General features: G+C 66.0%; 9 protein-coding genes. 5 read left to right on the top strand and 4 right to left on the bottom strand.

Features of this window, described 5'->3' with window-relative positions:
* Positions 1 to 20 precede the first annotated feature (20 nt).
* Positions 21 to 1013: an LLM class F420-dependent oxidoreductase gene (locus ACQPZ2_RS11105; protein ID WP_433525462.1), complete on the bottom strand. Its 993-nt coding sequence runs from the start codon at positions 1011 to 1013 to the stop codon at positions 21 to 23.
* A gap of 157 nt (positions 1014 to 1170) precedes the next feature.
* On the opposite strand from ACQPZ2_RS11105, the gene ACQPZ2_RS11110 reads away from it, so the two are divergent.
* The 3 genes from ACQPZ2_RS11110 (at position 1171) to ACQPZ2_RS11120 (ending at position 4010) form a co-directional block, all read left to right on the top strand.
* On the top strand, positions 1171 to 1680 hold the full coding sequence (locus tag ACQPZ2_RS11110; protein WP_433525463.1) for a hypothetical protein: 510 nt from the start codon (positions 1171 to 1173) through the stop codon (positions 1678 to 1680).
* 336 nt (positions 1681 to 2016) lie between these two features.
* On the top strand, positions 2017 to 3381 hold the full coding sequence (gene mgtE, locus ACQPZ2_RS11115) for a magnesium transporter (protein ID WP_433525464.1): 1365 nt from the start codon (positions 2017 to 2019) through the stop codon (positions 3379 to 3381).
* A gap of 164 nt (positions 3382 to 3545) precedes the next feature.
* The gene (locus tag ACQPZ2_RS11120) at positions 3546 to 4010 is read left to right on the top strand and encodes a hypothetical protein (protein WP_433525465.1); all 465 of its coding nucleotides are present in this window, start codon (positions 3546 to 3548) and stop codon (positions 4008 to 4010) included.
* Between the two features lie 60 nt (positions 4011 to 4070).
* Here the strand turns inward: ACQPZ2_RS11120 and nrdF are convergent, their stop codons facing one another.
* The gene (nrdF, locus tag ACQPZ2_RS11125) at positions 4071 to 5033 is read right to left on the bottom strand and encodes a class 1b ribonucleoside-diphosphate reductase subunit beta (protein WP_364393736.1); all 963 of its coding nucleotides are present in this window, start codon (positions 5031 to 5033) and stop codon (positions 4071 to 4073) included.
* 438 nt (positions 5034 to 5471) lie between these two features.
* Here nrdF and ACQPZ2_RS11130 point away from each other — a divergent pair, with 438 nt between their 5' ends.
* A complete protein-coding gene (locus ACQPZ2_RS11130; RefSeq protein WP_433525466.1) occupies positions 5472 to 7592 on the top strand; it encodes an MMPL family transporter in 2121 nt (706 codons plus the stop codon).
* 87 nt (positions 7593 to 7679) lie between these two features.
* Complete coding sequence (locus ACQPZ2_RS11135) at positions 7680 to 8093, top strand: DUF7144 family membrane protein (protein ID WP_433525467.1); 414 nt, start codon at positions 7680 to 7682, stop codon at positions 8091 to 8093.
* 55 nt (positions 8094 to 8148) lie between these two features.
* On the opposite strand, the gene ACQPZ2_RS11140 is transcribed toward ACQPZ2_RS11135, so the two are convergent.
* Both ACQPZ2_RS11140 and ACQPZ2_RS11145 read right to left on the bottom strand, forming a co-directional pair.
* On the bottom strand, positions 8149 to 9093 hold the full coding sequence (locus ACQPZ2_RS11140; protein ID WP_433525468.1) for a dioxygenase: 945 nt from the start codon (positions 9091 to 9093) through the stop codon (positions 8149 to 8151).
* A gap of 102 nt (positions 9094 to 9195) precedes the next feature.
* The gene (locus tag ACQPZ2_RS11145) at positions 9196 to 22473 is read right to left on the bottom strand and encodes an amino acid adenylation domain-containing protein (RefSeq protein ID WP_433525469.1); all 13278 of its coding nucleotides are present in this window, start codon (positions 22471 to 22473) and stop codon (positions 9196 to 9198) included.
* Between the last annotated feature and the right edge of the window lie 71 nt (positions 22474 to 22544).

A 22544-nucleotide genomic window follows, 5' to 3' on the forward strand; every position in this document is an offset into this window, starting at 1 on the left:
GACACGCCGGAAACGAGCGGTTACCGCAGGGTTGGTGCTATTTCGCGTTCGAACAGGTCGATGCCGCTGGTGTCGTAGGCGGCTTCGGGGAAGTTGAAGATGGCGTAGCCGAGGCCGAGTTCGCGGACGGCGGACAGGCGCTCGGTGATCTGTTCCGGGGTGCCGACGGCGGGGGAGGTGCGGAGCATGCCGTCGACGAAGGATTTGGCCTGGTCGTCGCTGATCGCCGTGGCCAGGCGGGCTTGCAAGGCCAAAAGGCGTTGCTCTACTTCGGCTTCGGTGGATCCGATGACGGCGTTGAAGTTCGAGGAGCGCACGATGGCATCGAAATCGGTACCCACCTCTGCGCAGTGCGCGCGCAGGATCTCGGACTTGTGGGTGAATTCCTCCGGTGCGCCACTGAAGTTGGTGTACTGGGCGTACTTTGCCGCGATTCGCAGCGTCTTCTTCTCACCACCGCCCGCGACCCAGATCGGAATACCGCCCTCCTGCAACGGAAGTGGCCGCACGATCGCACCGTCGACCTGGTAGTACTTGCCGTCCAGCGTGGCCTTGCCCTCGGTCCAGGCCTGGCGGAAGATCTGCACGCCTTCGTCGAGCCGCCCGAGCCGCTCACCCGCCGACGGAAACCCGTAACCGTAAGCGCGCCACTCGTGTTCGTACCAGCCGCCGCCGATGCCCATCTCGACCCGGCCACCGGAGATCAGATCCGTGGTCGCGGCGACCTTCGCCAGATATGCCGGATTGCGGTAGCTGATCGCGGTACACATCTGCCCCAGCCGAACGCGCGATGTGGTGGCCGCGAACGCCGCCATCAGCGTCCACGCTTCGTGCGTCGCCTCTTCGGTCGGCACCGGCACCGTGTGGAAGTGGTCGTACACCCATAGCGATTCCCAGGTATCTCCGGCATCCGCCCGCTGGGCGAGATCGCGCATCACCCCCCATTGCGCCGCCGGGTCGATATCGACCAAATCCAGCCGCCACCCCTGTGGAATGAAGATGCCGAAGCGCACAGATCTCTCCTTCGTATGTTTTCACCGAACCTAGCCGCAACGATCCTCGCGGGCCTCCCATGATTGGTGCAGAGTTCGGCTCGGCGTGCGTCGAATCTCCTGCTGGCCGGAAAATTCGCTGGCGGCGCGGGTGCGGTCCGGGTCATGCTGAAGGTCGATGAACAAAGAAAGACAACAGCGACTCGGCATCGACTTCGGCCGGGTCATCCAGGGGGCGGCCTTCGCGGCGGGCGCTTCGGACACCGTATTTCTGTCCGGGGGAATCGAGCAGGCGCTGGCATCCCCGCCGAGTGCCGACGCATTCGAGGTATTGGCGCGGTTGGTGCGTCGGTTCGACGGCCGGGCATGGGTCATCTCGAAATGCGGGCCCCGGGTTCAGGAGCGCACCCTGCAGTGGCTCGACCACCACGCGTTCTACGATCGGACGGGCGTGCCTGGGGGCAACGTGCGGTTCTGCCGGGCAAGGGCGGACAAGGCGAAGCACTGCGCGGAATTGGGGATCACCCACATGATCGACGACCGCCTGGAGGTGCATCAGGCGCTGCGCGATCTGGTACCGAATCTGTATCTCTTCGGTGTACAGGACGGGCCGGTACCGGACTGGGTGGAGCACACGCCGACCTGGCCCGATGTCGAGATCGCCGTCAGCGCCACCTTGCCATCCTGACACCGGATGTGGGTCCGATCATATTCGAGCGAGATATCGTCGATCTTTACGCGATTCGAGTGTGAACACCCGCGTCACCGCATGTATCCTTCAACCGGAAGCTGTGCGGTCGGCCCGATCCGGGCGGCGCATTCGAGAAATCCGCAGTGGTGACGGCCCTGTGGTGGCGTTGAGGAGGTGGGGTTGCGATGCGCAGCGAACCTCCCAGTCGAAGGCCGCGCGGCACCGCCCCTTCGTAAAACCGTCCTGTAGTAGTCGGTCCCGGGGTTGGTGCCCGCGGTGTGACTTCGTTCTTTCGATTCACTCGCTTATCTCGCCGTGTGCTGAGGACCTCCCATGTCGCAGACCGATCTCATCGAAGCACGTCCGACGCTGTCCGCATCCCTGCAGGACATCGTGGACACCCATCGTGTCGACGCCGCACTCGACTGGCTCGACAACCAGCAGCCGCATGTCATAGCGGACGAACTCGCACGCATGGACGCTGTCCAGGCGGGCGTCGCGTTCCGTCTCCTCGACAAGGATCTGGCGCTCGCCGTCTTCGAGGAGCTCGAACCCGTTGACCAGCAACAGATTCTGGAGGGTCTGCGCGATCAGAGCTTCCGCGATCTGGTCGAGGCCATGGATCCCGACGACCGCGCCAGGATGCTGCGCGAGGCGCCGGCCAAGGTCGCCAAGAAGGTGCTGGCCGGACTGAGTGCGCGCGAACGCCGGATGACCGCTGCACTGCTCGGCTATCCGGAGGGTTCGGTCGGGCTGTACATGACGCCGGAAGTCGTTGCGCTGCCGCGCAATCTGAGCGTGCCCGACGCGCTGCAGACGGTACGGATCAAGGGCATCAATGCCGAAACGGTGTACACGCTGCCCGTTGTCGACGCCGGTCGCCGGCTCACCGGGATTGTCGAATTGCGTGAGCTGGTGCTGAGTCGTCCCGAGACCATGGTGTCGGATCTGGTCGTCACCGAGCCGACATTCGTGCGCGCGACCGACTCCGCCGAGAAGGCGGCGCGGCTGATGCGCGAAACCAATGTCATCAACCTGCCCGTCGTCGACAGCGAGGACCGGCTGGTCGGGCTGCTCACCATCGATGACGCCGTGGAGGTCATCGAGGCCGCCGACAGTGAGGACGTCGCCAAGCAGGCGGGTTCGGCACCGTGGGAGGGCCACTACATGGCGGCAAAGGTGTTCCAGCTGGCCCGCTACCGCGCACTGTGGTTGCTGCTGTTGCTGTTCGCGGCCACCCTGACGGTCAGCGTCACCGACTTCTTCGAGGGCACCCTGCAGCAGGCGGCGCATCTGGCGCTGTTCATCCCGCTGCTCATCGGCGCGGGCGGGAATGCGGGTGCCCAGGCGGCGACCGCATGTGTGCGTGCGGTCGCCGTCGGCGAGGTGCGCGGCTCCGACCTGTTCAAGGTGATCTGGCGCGAATGCCGCGTCGGCCTGGTGCTCGGCACCATGCTGGCCACCGCGGGCGTCGCCATCGGCGCGCTGTTCGTCGATCCGGGCACCGCACTGGTCGTCGGCATCACCCTGATCATCATCTGCGGCTGGGCCGCGACCATCGGTGGCACCATGCCATTGCTCGCCAAGCGATTCCACATCGATCCGGCGGTCGTCTCGGCCCCGATGGTCACCACCCTGGTCGACGCCACCGGCCTGATCATCTACTTCACCACCGCCAAGCTGGTCCTCGGCATCTGAGGCGAATCGCCCTGGCGCACAAGGCCTGCCGTCCCTCGAACAGGCAGGCCAGCGTGTCTCCGGTGTGTCGGAAATGTATTCCGGCCGAAGCTTGGAAGTTGTCAGAGCCCAACGCTATTGTCGAACGTGCTTTCGACACCGAATGGCCAGGGGAGGGTTCGACCATGAGTACCAGCGGGAAGTCTCTTGAACAACGCGTATGCGAACTAGAACTGTGGCGCGATCACCAGATCACCAGGGATACTGTGACGGTGACCCAAATCCATGAGCAGTTGGCGGCGATCCACGCCAGCATGGGCGACATCCGCACCAGCATCGGTGACCTGGATGGCCGTTCGGTCGCATCGCGCTTGATTTCGATGAATGTCGACATGGGGAATATGGCGTCGCGTCAAGATGTGATGGATGTTCGACTGGCGTCGATAGAGTCGGATGTGGGCACGCTCAAATCGGATGTGGGCACGCTCAAGTCCGACGTTGGCACGCTCAAATCGGATGTGGGCACACTTAAGTCCGACGTTGGCACGCTCAAATCGGATGTGGGCACACTTAAGTCCGACGTTGGCACACTCAAGTCAGATGTTGCTCAGATTCTGCAGATTCTGCGGAAACCTGACGACGACAATTAGTTCAGGCGAAGAAATCTGGCTCGGCTCCTCTGGGGCCGAGCCAGATTTCATTGTGGTAGTTCAGAACTCCCAGTCTTCGTCTTCGGTATTGACGGCCTTGCCGATGACGTAGCTGGAGCCGGAGCCGGAGAAGAAGTCGTGGTTCTCGTCGGCGTTGGGGGACAGGGCCGAGAGGATGGCCGGGTTGACTTCGGTTTCGTCCTTGGGGAACAGGCCTTCGTAGCCGAGGTTCATCAGTGCCTTGTTGGCGTTGTAGCGCAGGAACTTCTTGACGTCCTCGGTGAGGCCGACCTCGTCGTAGAGATCCTGGGTGTATTCGACCTCGTTGTCGTAGAGCTCGAAGAGCAGCTCGAAGGTGTAGTTCTTGAGGTCGTCGCGTTCGGCCTGGCCGAGCAGTTCCAGGCCCTTCTGGTACTTGTAACCGATGTAGTAGCCGTGTACGGCCTCGTCGCGGATGATCAGGCGGATCAGGTCGGCGGTGTTGGTGAGCTTGGCCCGCGAGGACCAGTACATCGGCAGGTAGAAGCCGGAGTAGAACAGGAAACTCTCCAGCAGGGTGGAGGCCACCTTGCGCTTGAGCGGATCGTCGCCGCGGTAGTACTCCAGCACGATCTCGGCCTTGCGCTGCAGGTTTCGGTTCTCCTCCGACCAGCGGAACGCATCGTCGATCTCGCGGGTGGAGCACAGCGTGGAGAAGATCGAGCTGTAGCTCTTGGCGTGCACCGACTCCATGAACGCGATATTGGTGAGCACCGCCTCCTCGTGCGGCGTCGCGGCGTCCGGGATCAGGCTCACCGCGCCGACCGTGCCCTGGATCGTGTCCAGCAGCGTCAGGCCGGTGAAGACCCGCATGGTCAGTTGCTTCTCGTCGGCGGTGAGGGTGTTCCACGACGGGATGTCGTTGGACACCGGCACCTTCTCGGGCAGCCAGAAGTTGCCGGTCAGGCGATCCCAGACCTCGGCATCCTTCTCGTCGGGCACCCGATTCCAGTTGATGGCCGACACCCGATCGATCAGTTTCATCCTGCCTCCACACCCTTCCCGAGCACGCTGCCGTCACGGAATTGCTACGCCCTGGACACTACTCCTTGGGGGTGACAAGTCCATGCAGCACAACACCTTGTGTCGCAGCGGTGTCTTTCGCGATGGCGCAGATGCGCCGGTGACCACCGCCTGCGGCACCCATTGTGCGGCACATGCCACCGAATCCGTGCATCGATACCGGCGCCGTCATCGTGGTCGCCCGCAGGTTGCGGACCGGCCGGTCGCGGGGCCGGTGCGGCGAGGACACGTGGTTGTGGTGTCGGAACCGAGATTGCTGCACGTACTCGGTGGCAACCGATGGTGCGCCGGGCCCGGTCGGTTGCACCGAAGTGGGCGCAGCATCACATTTTCACTCGCGGATGTCTGAGCCCGGCAGTAGCATCGGTCCGACTGAGTGGCGGCGACCGAGGGGGCCCGATGTCCGCACCGACCGACCCGGATATGTCCGATCTGCTCGGCCGATTAGCGCGTGTGCCGAGTGGCCGTCGGAGCAAATGGGTGGTGCTCGGCGTCTGGATCATCGCCCTGCTGGCACTGGGCTCCTTCGCCGGAAAGCTCACCGGCGCACAGAAGAACGACAATGTCACCTGGCTGCCGGACAGCGCCGAATCCACCCAGGCATTCAAGCTGGCCGAGAAATTCGGCAATAGCGACGATGTTCCGGTGGTGCTGGTGTACGAACGCCGCGACGGGCTCACCGAGGCCGATCGGCTGGCGGTCGGCGCCGATGCCAAACGGTTCCGGCAGGTCGAGCATGTCGTGCCCGATAAGGTGCTCGGCCCGATCCAGTCCGGAGATGGTCAGGGGCTGGAAATCCTGGTGCCGATCTCGATGGGATCCGAGGGCTGGAACCGCCTGACGAATGTGGTCGGTGCGATCAATGACGCGGCGGGGGAGCGGCCCGACGGATTGTCCTTCTATGCCACCGGACCGGCCGGGTACGCGGCCGAATTCGGCGAGGTGTTCAAGGGGATCGACGGTCTGCTGCTGTACTCGGCCGCCGCGGTCGTCATCGTCATTCTGCTGCTCACCTACGGTCCGATGCTCTGGGCGTTTCCGCTTATCACTGTCGGTTTCGCGCTGGTGATATCGCAGGCCGCTGTGTTCGGCGCGACCAAGATGGGGCTGACCGTCAACGCGCAGAGCCAGGCCGTGCTCACCGTGCTGGTCTTCGGCGCGGGCACCGACTATGCGCTGCTGCTGGTTGCGCGCTATCGCGAGGAACTGCGCCGCCATCCCGATAAACACGAGGCGATGGCGGTCGCACTGCATCGCGCCGGGCCCGCGGTGCTTGCCAGCGGTTGCACCGTGATCGTCTCGATGTTGTCGCTGCTGGTGGCGGAGATGAATTCCACCAAGGGCATCGGGCCGGTCTGTGCCATCGGCATCACGGTGGCGCTGTTGGCGATGTTGACGCTGCTGCCCGCGTTGCTGGTGATCGTCGGCCGGTGGATCTTCTGGCCGCGGCATCCGAATTTCGGCACCGTCAACGAGACCGAATCCGGGATCTGGGCGCGCGTCGGATTTGCGATCGCCCGGCGGCCGCGCGCTGTCTGGATCGGCACCGCACTGGCACTCGGCGCACTGGCACTCGGCGCCGGTGGGCTGGAGGCCGAGGGCATCGCGAATAAGGACGCTTTCGTCGGCTCATCCGCCGCGGTCAGCGGAACCGAGGTGCTGGAACGGCATTTCGAGGCGGGCACCGGTCAGCCGGTGATGGTCGTCGCCTCGTCCGCGCGCGTCGATGCGGTCGCCACCGCGTTGGGCTCGACCCCCGGAATTACCGCGCCGTCGCGACCGATCGTCAAGGATGATCTGGCCTATCTCGAGGGCACGCTCACGGATCCGCCGGACAGCCGGGCCGCCGAGGCCACCATCGATCGGGTGCGTGCGGCCGTGCACGCGGTGGATCCGCAGGCCAGGGTCGGCGGGCAGACCGCCGTCGTGCTCGACATCAAACGTGCTGTGGCACATGACAATCGGGTCATCGTGCCGGTGGTGCTCGCCATTGTGCTGGCGATCCTGATGGTGCTGCTGCGCGCGGTGGCCGCGCCGATTCTGCTCACGGCGACCGTGGTGCTGTCCTATTTCGCCGCACTCGGGCTGAGCCGCTGGATCTTCGATCTGGCCGGTTTCAAGGGCGCCGACGCCGGACTGCCGCTGCTGACCTTCGTCTTCCTGGTTGCACTCGGCATCGACTACAACATCTTCCTGATGTCGCGGGTGCACGAGGAGGCGATCAAGCATCGCACCAAGGCGGGCGCTCTCATCGGCTTGGCCGCAACCGGCGGCGTGATCACCTCGGCCGGACTGGTCCTGGCAGGCACATTCGCGGTATTCGCGACCATGCCGGTGGTGACGTTCGCCGAAATGGGCATTGTCATCGCCGTCGGCGTGCTGCTGGATACCTTGATCGTGCGCTCGATCCTGGTCACCGCCCTGACGCTGGATATCGGCGACCGGATCTGGTGGCCGAGCACACTGGCCCGCCCCAGAGTGGCGGCGCAGCGCGAGCCGGAGACCAGTCTCAGTAAGTGACCCGCCGCCGCGCTGCCGCATTTCGGCTGGGGCGAGGGTTACCTTGTGGCCGTCGGTTACCACGCGTTTCGCCAAGGAGGGTGTGTTATGACCAGTCCCGGCCCGACCAAAACCGGACCCGCGCTCAATGACATGACGATCTTCGCGGGCGTATTGATTCTGATCACCGGCATACTGCATCTGCTCGCCGCCATAGCGGCCATCGCCAAGCGTGACTTATTCGTCTTGACCGAGGATCAGGTCTTCCAGGTGAATGTCTCGGCCTGGGGCTGGGTTCACCTGGTGATCGCGGTGTTGATCATTATCGCGGGCATCGGCATTATCACCGGACAGACCTGGGGTTATCTGGCGGGTATCGTCATGGCCTCGATCAGCCTGCTGGACAACTTCCTGTTCGCGCCGATGTACCCGTTCTGGTCGTTGGTGATGATCGCGCTCGACGTGCTCATCATCTGGGCGCTGGCACGGCAGATCGGCGCTGAAAGCGGAGTCGCCCGATAGGTTCGCGTTATCGGCCCCCGGCCCGTCGAGTACGGCCGGGGGCCGAGGTGTCTGCTTACCTCGTGCGCGGCGGCGGTCCGCCCTGTCCGCCGGGGCCACCTTGTCCGCCGGGACCACCCTGTCCCGGTGGCGTGCCGCCATTACCGGACTGGGTGTTCTGTGATTTCTCGGCGACGCCGACGGTGATCGAGACGGTCATCCCCGAACTCGGAGTGCCGGTGACCGTAGCCATTTCGGCATCCCAGCCGTCGCCGAAGACATTGTCCGAGGCGAGTGAGATCTGGGAAAGGTTGCTGATGCTCTGTGCGTATCCGGAGTCGGCGGCGAAGACGGTGCTGCACACGTCCTGCGGCAGTGCGATCTGTGAGGTGAGGCGGGCGTTCTCGCCCGCCACGGCCGTGCTGAGCGAGTCGTAGACCTCGAAATGGATATGCGGCCAGCGACCGGAATAGCAGGCGGGGAAGATCGAGGTGAACCGCACCTCGCCATTGGCATCCGCGACTTGGACGCCGCGCAGATAGTTCTGGTCGGTAATGCTCTTACCGTAGAGCGAGTATTCGCCGGAGCGGTCGCAATGCCAGACGTAGACGGCCATGCCCGCGCCCGCGGCGCCGCTCTTGGCCAAGTCCTGCAGCTTCAATCGCAGTGTCATCGGAACACCCTGTGCGACACCGGAATACGTGCCGAAGCTGGTCGTGATGTCGGATCGGACCACGCCGGATTCGATCAGCACATTGGGGCCGTTCGAGCCGTCGCCCGGGTACGGGCCCGCAGTCTCCTGCGGTGCGGCGGCGACCGTGCCGGTGCTGGTGCTGGTGCTGGTGGTCGTGGTGCTGGTGGTGGTCGTCGCCGATGCGCAGCCAGCCGCCACCGTCGCCGCCCCGGCTGCGCCGAAAAAGGCCAGGGCGCGGCGGCGTGACATCACCTTCATATCGTGGGCGAGTCCGAGATCGTGCTCGTGTGCGTCGCCATCGCGGCGGTGCGCGGGCTGTGCGCTCACTGCGTTGTCCTTCCGTCGTCGCGGTCAGCTGTCGACCGTGACGCTATGGACGCAGGCTAGGCGGTATGTGGGCCCAGGCTGGGAGCAAGCTGTGAGTGGTGGTCACGTGCCCGGTTCCGGTGTCGGCGCTGCCGCGAGGTGCTCATCGAGTACCGGCGCGATGATGGCGAGTGCGTGTGGCGAGGTCAGGTCGTTGTGGGCGAGGTCGATATCGTGGTTGACGACCCGGCCGGAGGTGTAGGGCCGCCAGCCGTCCGGCCCGACCATATCGGAGCTGTCCACGGTGGCGCTGAAATAGAGCAGGTCGCCCCGGTAGACCGGGCGGTGGTAGCCGGTGCGGGTGCGCGCGGCCGCGTTGTAGGAAGCCGCCATTCGCTCGATGATCTCGGCGTCGATGAGTTCCATACCGAGCCGGGCCTCGATGAGTTCGGCGGCCTCCTGGGCGCTCGCCTCGGCGGGAACGTCTTCGATGCCGAAGATCGCGCCGAAGGTATTGACGAACGCGCCCGCGGAAAGATGTTCGATGGAGTCGCTGTCGATATCGGCATGGTCGCTGTCCAGAAGTGCCACGACACCGACCGTTTCGCCCGCCGCCTGCAGTTTCGCCGCCATGGCGTGTGCGATGAGGCCACCGAAAGACCAGCCGAGCAGGTGGTACGGCCCGTTCGGCTGGACGGCACGGATTTCGCGGATGTACCGGTCGGCGGACTCCTCGATGGAGCTTGCGGCCGGTTCGCGCCCGCTGAGTTCCGGGGCCTGTAGTCCGTAGATCGGGCGACCCGGCCGCAGCCTTTCCGCGAATCCCAAGTAGCTCCAGGACATTCCGGACGACGAGTGAATGCAGAACAGTGCGGGCTCGGTGCCGCCGAGCCGGATCGGCAGCAGCACATCGAGACCGAGTCCGCCCGGTGCGGTGGCGGTTTCGCGTGCCGCAACCTGTGCGGCGATCGTCGCGGCTTCATCGTCGGCCGCGCGCTGTGCCGCGGGGGTGTGCGCGAAATGAGCTGCCGCACCGAGAATCTCGCACCACAGGTGGGACAACTCGGCGATCTCGGATCGGTCCACGAGTGTTTCCGGGAAGCGGAGATCCGCGTGCAACCGATCGTCGACGACGACCGCGCTGATCTCGATCGCGGACGCGACCGGGAGTTCGGGATGCTCATCGGCCCGCAGGTCGCCGAATTCATCGGTGGCGGACCAGCCCAGCCCTTCGAGTCCGGCGGGAATATCGACATCCGAGTGCCGACCGAGGTATTCGAAGCTGATCCGGCCCGGCAGTCGAGCCGGAAGTTGTTCTGCTGCAGTGGGATCGAGGTAGCGCAGCATCCCGTATCCGACGCCCTTGTCCGGCACCGCGAGCAGCTGGTGTTTGATCGCACGGATCGCCGCTCCCATAGCCGGACCGCCCGTGCTGGCATCATCGATATCGATCGCGGACAGATCCAGCCGCGCCGGGTAGACACTCGTGAACCAGCCGAGTGTCCGATTCAGATTCGCACCCGGGATCACATTCCGTCTGCCATCGCCCGCCAAACGCAGCAGGGCCGTCGACTCGTCCACATTCCGCCACCGCACCAGCGCCAATGTCAGCGTGGCGAGCAGAGCATCGGTGACCGCGCCCTGGAACAGTTCCGGCAGTGTGGTGAGCAGTGCGGTGGTGACCTCCTCGGATACCTCGAATCCGACTGTGCGCAGTGTGTGCGCCTGATCGATCGCCGGATCGAGCTCGCGGGAGCCGATCAGCGGATCGGGACCGGCGATCATGTCCTGCCAGTACTCGAGTTCGGCACTGCGCCGATCGGTCCGCGCCTCCTCGACGAGGGCATGCGACCACCGGCGCATCGACGTACCGACGTCGGCGAGAACAGGTGTGTTCCCGACCGAAACCTGCGCCCAGGCGGCGATCAAGTCCGCCACCAGAATTCGCCACGACGCGCTGTCGACGGCGAGTCGATGCGCCACCACGATCAGGCGGCCCGATCGGGTCCTGGCCCCGGCGTCGCCGACCGGATCGAGCCAGACAGCTTGCAGCACAATGCCATTCGCCAGGGAGAGCCGATCTGCCGCGGAATCCAGCTCGGTGGCGGCGTATTCGCGCAGATCGAGCGCGTCGGCTCCGGCATCGTATTCGATGCGGTGCACCAGCACGTCGACATCGACCGAGCCGGGCTCGTCGACCCGCCACTGCCAGCTGTCCTCGGCTCGCCAGAGCCGCGAGCGCAGTATGTCGTGCCGATCGACCACCGCGGCGAGTGTCGCGACGAGTTGCGCACGCTCGACGCGGACCGGAAGTTCCAACACCACGGACTGCGCGCAGCGGTCGATATCGCCGCCACGCTCGACCAGCTCGTGCAGGCTCGGAGTGAGCGGCAACTCGCCGATCCCGCCGCCGGGCAGTTCGTCGAGCGTCACGACCGGCCCGGCCACCACAGCGGCCAATGCGGCAACCGTGCGATGTTCGAAGACTTGCAGCGGCGTGCACTGGATGCCATGCATTTTCGCGCGGGAGACAAGTTTGATCGCCATGATGCTGTCGCCGCCGAGCGCGAAGAACGAATCGTCGACGCCCACCTTGTCGCGGTCGAGCAGCTCAGCGTAGATCTGCGCCAAGATCTCCTCGGTGGGAGTCGTCGGAGCGCGGTACTCGGTCTCCTCGACGACGAATTCCGGTTCCGGCAATGCTCTTCGATCGAGCTTGCCCACGGCATTGAGCGGGATGGCATCCATGACCACGAATGCGGCGGGCACCATATACGCGGGCAAGGTATCGGCGGCGAACGCGCGCACGCGGGCGATATCGAGTTCGATACCGGGCTTGCGCACGAGATACGCCGCGAGTGCCGTGGATCCGGTGGGACCGGGAACGCCGAGGGTGACCGCGAAGTCGACCCCGTCCGCACGACCGAGAACCGCATCGATCTCACCCAGCTCGATGCGCTGACCGCGCACCTTGACCTGGAAGTCGGTGCGGCCGATGTATTCCAGCTCCAACCCGGCCGCCCGAATCCAGCGCACCAGGTCACCGGTGCGGTACATGAGTTCGCCGGGACCGCCGAAGGGGTTCGCGATGAAGCGCGCGGCGGTCAGACTCGGCCGGGCGTGATAGCAGCGGGCCAGCGCGGGGCCCGCGAGGTACAGCTCGCCCGCGACACCGACGGGCACCGGACGCAGCCGATCATCCAGGACCAGTACGGCAGCACCGCGAATCGGCGCACCGATGGTGACCGGTGTGCCCGCGACGAGCGGCGCGGAACCTGTTGCCCAGATGGTGAATTCGGTCGGACCGTAGAGATTCAGCATGCTCCGGCCGTCACACCAGCGCTCGACCAATTCGGCACCGACCGCCTCGCCCGCCACCGCGAGCACCCGCACACTCGACACCTCGGCGGGATCGATGGTGGCCAGTGCCGACGGCGTGATCACCATGTGCGTGACCTGTTCGGCTGCAATCAATTCGGCGAGTGCGCTACCACCGAAGACCTCCGGTGGTGCGACCACCGATGCGCCGCCGGAGCCGAATGCCATCAGCGCCTCGAAGACCGATGCGTCGAAACTCGGTGAGGCGACCTGCAATACCCGCGAGTGCTCGTCGACGCCGAGCGATTCCCGCTGTGCCGCGATGAGGTCGGCGATACCGCGATGGGAGACGGTGACGCCCTTGGGTGTTCCGGTCGAACCGGAGGTATAGATCATCCATGCGGGGTTGTCCGGACGGATCGACTCCGACGACAACGGTGCGTCACTTGCCGCCCGTTGGCGACCGCTGAACTCGGCCTCGTCGAGCACCAGCCATTCGGTGCTGTCGGGCAGCAGTGGCCGGTAGGCGGCGAGGGTGAGGCCGACCCGGGCACCGGAATCGGTGAGCATGTGATCGATCCGGTCCACCGGATGTTTCGGATCGACCGGCAGGAAGGCGGCACCGGCCTTCGCGGCCGCCCACATGCCGATCAGCAGTTCAGCGGAGCGGGGGAGCCCAAGAGCCACCACGGTTTCCGTGCCGACGCCCGCTTCGAGCAGGAGCCGGGCCAACTGGTTCGACGTGGTGTCGAGTTCACGGTAGGTCGCCGTGCGTCCGTCGGCGACCAAAGCCGGGCGGTCCGAATAGGCTGCGGCGGATGCGGCGAGCGCATCGGTGAGCGTGGTGGTCCCCGCGGTCTCGCTGCCGCGAACCGGAACCAGCTCGGTGCGTTCGGATTCGGCGAGGATATCGATATCGGCCAGGCGGATATCGATATCCGAGACGGTTGCCGCGAGCACGCGACGCCATCGATCGACGAAGGTCGCCACCGTGGCTTCGTCGAAAAGGTCCGTCGCGTAGGTCAATACACCCTCGACGCCGTCCGGGCCATCGGCGGTGAAGCGTTCACGCAGGTCGAGCGTCAGATCGAATTGCGAGGCGCCGCGATCGAAATCCTCCACCTCGAACCGCAATCCGGGCAGTTCCAGGACCGGTTCGACGAAGTTCTGCAGTGAAAGCGACACCTGGAATATCGGATGGTGAGCCGTCGATCTGGTCGGGTTGAGCACCTGGACGAGCCGTTCGAACGGCACATCGGTATTGCCGAATGCATCCAGATCCGCGGCCCGCACGGTCGCGAGGAACTGCCGGAATCCGGTTCCCGGATCGACCGGCGTGCGCAGGGCCAGCGTATTGACGAACATGCCGACTAGTTCGTCGAGCGCCTCCTCGCCACGGCCCGCGACGGGCGTGCCGATCACGACATCGTCGGTACCGCCGAGCCGGGCCAGCAGCACCGCGAGCGCGGCGTGCACCACCATGAACACGCTGACATTGTTCGCGGCCGCGAATTCGATGATGGCGCCGTGCAATTGCGCGTCCAGCTTGAAATCGACGTCGGCGCTGCGCATCGACTGCACGGCCGGGCGGGGGCGATCGGCGGGCAACTCCAGCACATCCGGCGCACCGCCGAGGATATCGGACCAATACCGGATCTGCCGTGCCGCAAGCGATTCCGGATCCGACTCGCTACCGAGCAACTCGCGATGCCACAGCGCGAAATCGGCGTACTGCACGCCGAGCGGCACGCGGGTCGTGTCGGCACCGCTGGTCCGCTCCGAGTATGCGGCGACCAGATCGGCCGCCAATGGCGCCATCGAGGCGCCGTCGGCGCTGATGTGATGGACCACGAGCACGACGACATGCACAGCGGGCGGTTCGACCACCACCGGCGCCGCGGCCACGAGGGGAATCGACGACACCGGCGGAATGCCCGCGCCGGCGCCGGAAGGCACCGGCACCGATCCCTTGCCGTTCGCACCGGTGCCGTCGCCGATCCGGAAGATGCCGACCCGCAGCGGCGGCTCCTTGGTGATATCGAATCCGGTACCGGCCAAGGCATTGATCCGATGACGCAGGGCCGCGGTGTCTCCGGTGTCGATCACGGTCAACTCCGGCGCGGCGGCCGCCGTACCGATCACCACCTGACGGGGTCCCTCCGTATCGGCGGGGTAGATGGTGCGCAGACTCTCGTGCCGATCGACCACGTCGGCGAGCGCATGTTGCATCGCCGCCACATCGAGGTTCCCGGTGAGCCGCAAGGCGACCGCGATGTTGTACGCGGGCGAGGCCGGATCCATCCGATTGAGTACCCACATGCGCTGCTGGGCCGGGGACAACGGAATTCGATCCGGACGGATGCGCGGCGCCAGCGTGAACCGGCCCGGCTTGCCGTCGGTGGCCGGGATGACCCGTGCGGACAGTTGGGCGACGGTCGGCGCGTCGAACAGATCGCGCAGCGCGATGGTGGAGCCGAGGGACGAATTGATCCGGGCGACAACCTTGGTCGCGCTGAGTGAATTGCCGCCTAGTTCGAAGAACGACTCGTCGGCGCTTACCTGCTCGCTGCCGAGCACCTCGCCGAATACCTCGGCGACCGCCTGTTCGACCGGTGTCCGCGGCGCGAGATACGGCCGCTTTTCCGCCGAGAAGTCCGGCACCGGAAGGGCTCTGCGATCCAGCTTGCCGACCGGGGTCAGCGGAATGTCGTCGAGCACGACCAGGTATCCGGGCACCATATAGCTGGGCAGTTCGGCCGCCACCTGCTCCCGCAGGCGCTCGGGATCGAGTTCGGTGCCCGTGGTCGGCAGGACATACGAGACCAGCACGGTCGCGCCCGCCGGTCCGGTGAGGCCGATGGTCACCGCGTATTCGACCTGTTCGTCGCGTGCGAGCACGGCATCTATTTCGCCGAGTTCGATCCGCAGACCACGGATCTTGACCTGGAAGTCGCTGCGGCCCAGATACTCGAGCTCGAGTGCGTCATCGGCACCGGTGACCCATCGGACCATATCGCCGGTCCGATACATCCTTTCCCCGGCCGCGCCGTACGGATTCGCGATGAAGCGCGCCGCGGTCATCTCGAACCGATTGAAGTAACCTCGCGCCAGCGCCGGCCCGGCCAGGTACAGCTCACCAGCGATGCCCACCGGTACCGGGCGCAGCCAGGTATCGAGCACCAGATTCGACGCGCCGCGGATCGGCCCGCCGATGGTGATCGGTTTCCCCGGCAGCAGTTCGGCGGGGCTGGTCGCGCAGACGCTGAATTCGGTGGGGCCGTACAGATTCACCATCCGCCGCCCGACCGCCCAGCGGTCCACGAGTTCGGGTGAGACGGCCTCGCCCCCGACCCCGAGCACCCGCAGGTCGGCCAGATCGGTCGGTTCCATGGTGGCCAGCGCCGACGGCGTGATCGCGGCATGGGTGATCCGTTCGGTGCGCAGCAGATGTTCGAGATCGCTGCCGCCGTAGACATCCGGTGGCGCTACCACCAGGCGGCCACCGGTCGAATGCGCCATCAGCAACTCCATGACCGATGCGTCGAAACTCGGCGATGCGACCTGTAGCGAACTGATAGAGGGATCGAGTTCGAGGCCCTCTTGTTGTGCGGTGGCCATATTCGCGAGGCCGCGATGGCTGACCAGGACAGCCTTGGGCTTGCCGGTGGAGCCCGAGGTGTAGATCAGGTAGGCGGTCTGGTCGATATTGATAGGGCCGCCGCGCTCTTCGTCTGTGATGGGTGCGTCGGAGACGAGCATGACTCGTCGAATCGTGTTCAGGTCGTCGAGCAGCAGCCAGTCGATGGTGCCGGGCAGCGTCTCACCGGTCGCCGTGACGGTCACGCCGATCGGGGCCTTCGAATCGGTGAGCATGTGCTCGATCCGCTCCACCGGATAGCTCGGATCCAGCGGTAGGAAGGCCGCACCGGACTTGGCTAGCGCCCAGACGGCCACCACCGATTCCAGTGATCGGGTGAGTGCGAGTATGACGAAGACCTCCCGACCGACACCGCGACCGAGCAGTACCCGGGCGAAACGGTTGGACCAGGCGTCGAGTTCGCCATAGCTCATGCTGAGATCACCCGCGGTGATCGCGATGGCATCCGGCTCAATGCGCGCGGCCGCTGACAGGATGTCCGGAAGTGTCTGCGGCGGAACCGATTCCGCACCGCGCACGGGTGCCAGTGTCGCCAGTTCGGCGTCGTCGCAGTATCGCAGTTGGGAGACGAGGGTATTCGGGTTGTCGGCGAGTTGGGTCAGTAGCCGGACGAAGCGCTCGAGCAGTGGTTGTGCCGCCGCGCGATCGAGCTGGTCGGCCATGAATTTCAGGTTGATGCGCAGTGTGTCGTGCCCGTCTTCGCCGTGCACCGGAATGACCATGAGGCCCAACGGGTAGGGCGTCGCGTCGGTGCCCGCGATATCGAGCACCCGCATACCCGCGATATCGAGCGCCTGCGACAGCGCCTCCCGGTCGATCGGATACGACTCGAATACGGTGAGCGTGTCGAAGAGTTCGGCGAGGCCGATTGCCCGGTGGATGGCGGCCAGCCCCACATGCTGGTGGTCCAGCAGGCGCGCCTGCTCGGCCTGGATGCGGGTCAGCAGGTCGGCGACCTTCTCCGCGGGATCGAGCTGGACCCGGACCGGGAGCGTATTGATGAACAGTCCGACCATCTCTTCGACACCGGGCAGCTCCGGTGGCCTACCGGATACGGTGCCGCCGAACACCACATCCGTGCGCCCGGTCGACATGGCGAGCAGCATTGCCCATGCGGCCTGCACCACGGTGTTCACCGTCGCGCCGGATTCGCGTGCGGTGGTCTCCAGCCGCTCGACTGTGGCCCGGGTCAGGTCGCGGGAGATCATTCCGGCCTCGGTCGATTCGATCCCGGCCAACGACGGGACCGCGCGCGTCGGCGAATCCACACCGGCCAGCGATTGCGTCCAGGCTGCGAGCGAGGCCTCGTTGTCCTGCTCGTCGAGCCACGCCAGGAACTCCCGGTAGGAGTGCGCGGGCGGCAGTGCGGAGGTGTCGCCCCTGGTGACGTAGAGCGTCAGCAGCTCGCGCACCAGCAGTGGCGTCGACCAGCCGTCCAGCACCAGATGGTGATTGGTCATGACCAGCCGATAGATATCGGCCCCGATGCGGATGAGGGTGAAGCGGATCAGCGGTGGGCGGTCGAGTTCGAATCGGGTGCGGGCATCGAGGGCGATGAGGCGGTCGAGTTCGCGGTCGCGTTCGTCATCGTCGGCGATATCGGTGAGATCGATATCGTGCCAGCGGATTTCGCCACCGGCGAGAACGAGCTGGCGCGGACCGTCATCGGTTTCGGCGAAGGCGACGCGCAGGTTCTCGTGCCGCTCCAGCAAGGCCTGTGCCGCCCTGCGCAAGCGGGCGGCGTCGACGGTGCCCGCCAGGGTGAGCAGTGATTGGACGGTGTAGTCGTCGGCGGTGTCGGTGTCGTAGAGCGCATGGAAGAGCAGACCGTACTGCAACGGCGAAAGCGGCCAGACGTCGACGAGATTCGGGTAGGTGCGTTCCCAGCTCTCGATCTGCTGTTGCCGCACCGGGACCAGTTCGAAGTCCGACGGGGTGCGTCCGCCCGCACCCGGCGAGCCTGCGTGCGCCGCGAGCGCGCGTAGCGCCTGCGACCACAGCTCGGCGAGTCGAGCGACATCCGCCTCGTCGAGCAGCCGCGAGGCGTAGGCCCAGGTGACCTCCAAGCCGACATCGGTGAGCACGGCATTGATATCGACGACCGCGGCCAGCGGCGCCGACTCGTTGTGCGTCGCCGCGAAACGCTGTGGCAGCCAGGCTCCCGCGTGCCCGCCGGTGAGCGCACGGCCGAGATAGTTGAAGCTGAGCTGCGGGATCGGCGCGCCCGCGAGGGCGGCGGCGGACTCCGGATGCTGATAGCGCAGCATGCCGTAGCCGATGCCCTTGTCCGGCACCGCACGCAGCTGTTCTTTGACCTTCTTGATCGCGGTGCCCGCCGCGGCGCCACCGGCGAACGCGTCGTCGACATCGATGCCGGTCACGTCGATGGCCACCGGGTAGATGCTGGTGAACCAGCCCGCCGTGCGGGCGATATCGGCGCCTGGCAGCAGTGTCTCGGAGCGGCCGTGGCCTTCCAGGGTGAGCAGCGCGGTATTGCGATCGCGCCAGCGGCTCACCGCGAGGGCGAGTCCGGTGAGCAGCACATCGTCTGCACCGCAATGGAATTGGTCGGGCAGCGTGGCCAGCACGGTGTTGGCGATGTCCGGATCGACGGTGGTCCGGCACTGGCCCATGGTGGCGACGACGTCGACCGCGGGATCCAGTGCCGCCGAGCCGATGACCGGATCCGGGGTGGCCAGCATCTGTTGCCACAGTGGCAGTTCGGCCATCCGCTCAGGTGCCTGTTCGGCTTGACCGTATGCCCACCGCCGGAAGGAGGTGCCGATGGGCGCGAGTGCGCCGCCCGCCGCCCCGATCGCCAGATCCGGCAGCAGGATTCGCCAGGAGACGCCGTCGGTCACCAGATGGTGCAGCACCAGCCAGCACAGTGGATCGGCCCCCGCCCGCTCGATCAGCACGAAGCGCGCGACGACACCCGCCTCGGGATCGAGCAGATCCGCCGCTTGTTGCAATTCGCGCTCGTAGCTGTCGTCGGAGTCCGCGTCGGCCGCGACTACCTCGATCAAATCATCGGCGATTATCGAATCACGCTCGGCGACAACCCATTCCCAGCCGTGCTCGGTGTGCCGCAGGGTGGAGCGAAGCACATCGTGATGGTCGATGAGTGCTTGGACCGCGGCGCTGAGCTGGTCGCGGCCGAAAGCCTCCGGGAGACCGATCAAGACGGCCTGACCGAAGCGGCTCCAGGTCGGTCCCTGCTCCACCATCGCGTGCACGATCGGCGTGAGCTCCACGATGCCGACCCCGCCGCCGGGCAGTTCGGTGACCGTCTGCGCGCGCACGTCGGTCGCGATCGCGGCCAGCGCGGCAACGGTCTTGCGCTCGAACACATCTCGTGCACTGAAGCCGATCCCGGCGGCCTTCGCACGCGATACCAGCTGGATGGAGACGATACTGTCACCGCCGAGTGCGAAGAAGCTGTCGTCGACACCGACCGTCTCGAGTCCGAGGACATCGGCGAACAAGTCGGCCAATGCGGCTTCGCGCGGCGTCGACGGCGCCCGGCTCGCAACGGCTCGGACACTGAAATCCGGAGCGGGCAGGGCCCTGCGGTCCACCTTGCCGAGCGGTGTCAGCGGAATGCTGTCGAGCACCATGATGACCGAGGGGACCATATAGGCCGGAAGCGTCTCACCGACAGCGGCTTTCAGTGCCTCCGGGTGAATCTCGGTGCCGGGCTTGCCGAGCACGTACGCCACCAGTGCGGTCACTCCGGTAGGAGTCTTCGCTCCGATGGTGAGTGCGAAATCGACATCGGGCTGCCGTTGCAGCGCGGCATCGATCTCGCCGAGTTCGATGCGGAACCCGCGCACCTTGACCTGGAAGTCGCTGCGGCCCTGGTACTCCAGTTCGTCGTCTGCGGTCCACCGCACGAGATCGCCGGTGCGGTACATCCGCTCACCCGGCGCGTACGGGTTGGCGACAAAACGGCTGGCGGTCAGACCGTTGCGCTGGTGATAGCCGCGCGCGACGCCCGCGCCGGCCAGATACAGCTCACCGACCGCGCCGCGGGCGACCGGCCGCAGCCACGGGTCGAGCACGACAGCGGTGACGCCGCGCACGATGCTGCCGATGGTTACCGGCCCGCCGGGGCGCAATGGCCCGCTCAAGGTCACGGTGACGGTGGTTTCGGTGGGCCCGTAGCCGTTCAACAGCGTCCGCCCGGACCAGGTTGTCACCAACTCCGGCGGACACGCGTCACCACCGACGACGATCGTCCGCAGATCCGGCAGCGTCGCCGGGTCCAGCGAGCCAACCACCGTCGGGGTGACATTGAGATGGGTGACCCGGTGCGCGCGTAGAACTTCGGCCATCTCCTCGCCCGCATACGACGACGGCGGCACGACGGCGAGCGTCGCACCCGCCGCGAGGGTGACCAGGATCTCCTCGACGGAAATATCGAAACTCGGCGAAACCGCGTGTGCCACTACGGAATCAGCATCGACACCGAATCCGGCGCCGGAACCGGTGACCAAATTCGCCAGGCCGCGATGCGACACCAGCACACCCTTGGGCAGTCCGGTCGATCCGGAGGTGTAGATGATGTAGGCGATCTGATCCAGGTGTACCGGCCCACGGCGTTCGGCATCGGTGATCGTCGCCGAATCCTGCGCGTCCACTGTTTCGGCCGTCGCGTCGTCGTCGAGCAGCAGCCAATTCACACGGTCCGGCAAGGACTTTCGCGCCGGGTGTACGGTCAAGCCCGCGACGACCCCGCTGTCGCCGACCATATGCTCGATCCGGTCGGCGGGATAGGTCGGGTCGATGGGGACGAATGCCGCACCGGATTTCGCCACCGCGAGCGTGGCGAGGACGGATTCGGCCGAACGCGGAATCGAAATCGCGACGGTGCGTTCGGGTCCGGCGCCCGCCGCGATCAACACGCGGGCCAGGCGGTTGGTGTACTCGTCGACCTGACGGTAGGTCATGGTGGTATCGCCGCCGCGCAGCGCCACCGCCTCCGGGTCGAGTGCGGCACCGGCCGCGATGATTTCGGGGAGGGTGCGCGGTGCGACTGCTTCGGGTCCGCGCGCGGGCACCAGCCGATCCTGCTCCTGCGGGGAGACGACCTGGACGGTACTCAGCGGCGCATCCGGTCCGGCGGCCAGGAACCCGTGCAGGAACATCAGGAAGCGGGCATGGTGTGCGGCCAGTTCATCGGTGCTGTACAGGTTTCCGTTGCCCTGCAGATCGATGTGGGTGCTCTCGCCGCCGACGCCCGGATACAGGTTGAAGAACACGTCATCGATCAACCCGGATGTCAGCACGTGCAGTCGTCCGGTGACCGAGCCGAGCTGAATCCTGGTGTCCACCATCATCAAATTGACGGCCGGACCGAACGACGACGCCTCGTCCATCGACCAGCCGAGATCACGGACGATGTCCTCCTGCCGGTAACGCTGTCTGCGCAGCGCCCCGGTCAGCTCGCTCTGCGCTGCCCGGATCACGTCGCCGACCGTCGTGGTCGGTGACAACATCAGGCGCATCGGAACGACATTGGCGACCATGCCGCCGGAGCGGCGCAGTGCCGCCGTGGTGCGTCCCGAAACCGGCAGGCTCAGCACCACTTCGGGCGCACCGGTCATCGCGGCGAGATAGGCGCCGAAGGCGGCGACGATGGTCGGCGCGGCGTTCGAGCCGGCCGCCTTCGCCACGGTATCGAGCAATTCGGCCGTCGCGGCGGGCAGTGCGCCCGAGACCCGGCTCGGCGGCGCGTCGACATCGGCCTCGCGACCCGCGAGATTGACCGGGTCGGCCATCCCGGCCAGATGCTCGCGCCAGTACTCGCGGTCGGCGTCGAATCGGTCCGAGCCGCGGTAGGCCAGGTCGGCTTCGGCGATCTTCTGCAGTGGTTCGGCCTTGGCGGGCGGCGCCTCGCTGCCCTCGATGGCCGCGTTGTAGATCTCGCCGGTGCGCTGTACCAGTGCGAGCGCACCCATACCGTCCAGCACGATGTGGTGCATGCGCGAGTACCAGAACCAGTGGTCATCGGCCAGCCGCAGCATGGCCACCGCGACCAATCGGTCGTGCATCAGATCCAGCGGCGCGGAGTACTCCGCGCGCATCCAGGCATGTGCGGCTGCTTCGGGATCGGGCTTATCGCGCAGGTCGATGACGGTGAGTTCGTCGACAATGGTGGTGTCGACGAGCTGGTACGGCTGCCCCTCGACATCGAGCAGCCGGACGTATCCGGTCCCGAATTCGCGCCCGGTCTGCTGGGCGGCCGCGGCGAGCGCGTCGAGATCGACTTCGCCGATCAGTTCGACGTACTGTGCGATCGAGATAGGCGTATCGCCCGCGATGTGCTGGGCGAACCAGATGCCGCGCTGGGCCGCCGACAGCGGGAACGCGCTGTCGGGCGGTGCGGTGCCTATTTTTCCGTTCGAGGACGATGGCTGTTGCATAAGCACACCTGCGTTCTGACGTCTGGAGCGGTTGTGCACCGCTGGTCCCGACCGTCGCGTAGTAGCAAGTT

It is taken from the genome of Nocardia pseudovaccinii, assembly GCF_050942345.1.
In the GTDB taxonomy this organism is placed as follows: Bacteria; Actinomycetota; Actinomycetes; order Mycobacteriales; family Mycobacteriaceae; genus Nocardia; species Nocardia pseudovaccinii.

Excerpts from the sequence above, each read along its gene's own strand:
- ACQPZ2_RS11120 (WP_433525465.1), top strand. The coding sequence starts at position 3,546 with ATGAGTACCAGCGGGAAGTCTCTTGAACAACGCGTATGCGAACTAGAA.
- mgtE (WP_433525464.1), top strand. The coding sequence starts at position 2,017 with ATGTCGCAGACCGATCTCATCGAAGCACGTCCGACGCTGTCCGCATCC.
- ACQPZ2_RS11110 (WP_433525463.1), top strand. The coding sequence starts at position 1,171 with ATGAACAAAGAAAGACAACAGCGACTCGGCATCGACTTCGGCCGGGTC.
- ACQPZ2_RS11145 (WP_433525469.1), bottom strand. The coding sequence starts at position 22,473 with ATGCAACAGCCATCGTCCTCGAACGGAAAAATAGGCACCGCACCGCCC.
- ACQPZ2_RS11135 (WP_433525467.1), top strand. The coding sequence starts at position 7,680 with ATGACCAGTCCCGGCCCGACCAAAACCGGACCCGCGCTCAATGACATG.
- ACQPZ2_RS11130 (WP_433525466.1), top strand. The coding sequence starts at position 5,472 with ATGTCCGCACCGACCGACCCGGATATGTCCGATCTGCTCGGCCGATTA.
- nrdF (WP_364393736.1), bottom strand. The coding sequence starts at position 5,033 with ATGAAACTGATCGATCGGGTGTCGGCCATCAACTGGAATCGGGTGCCC.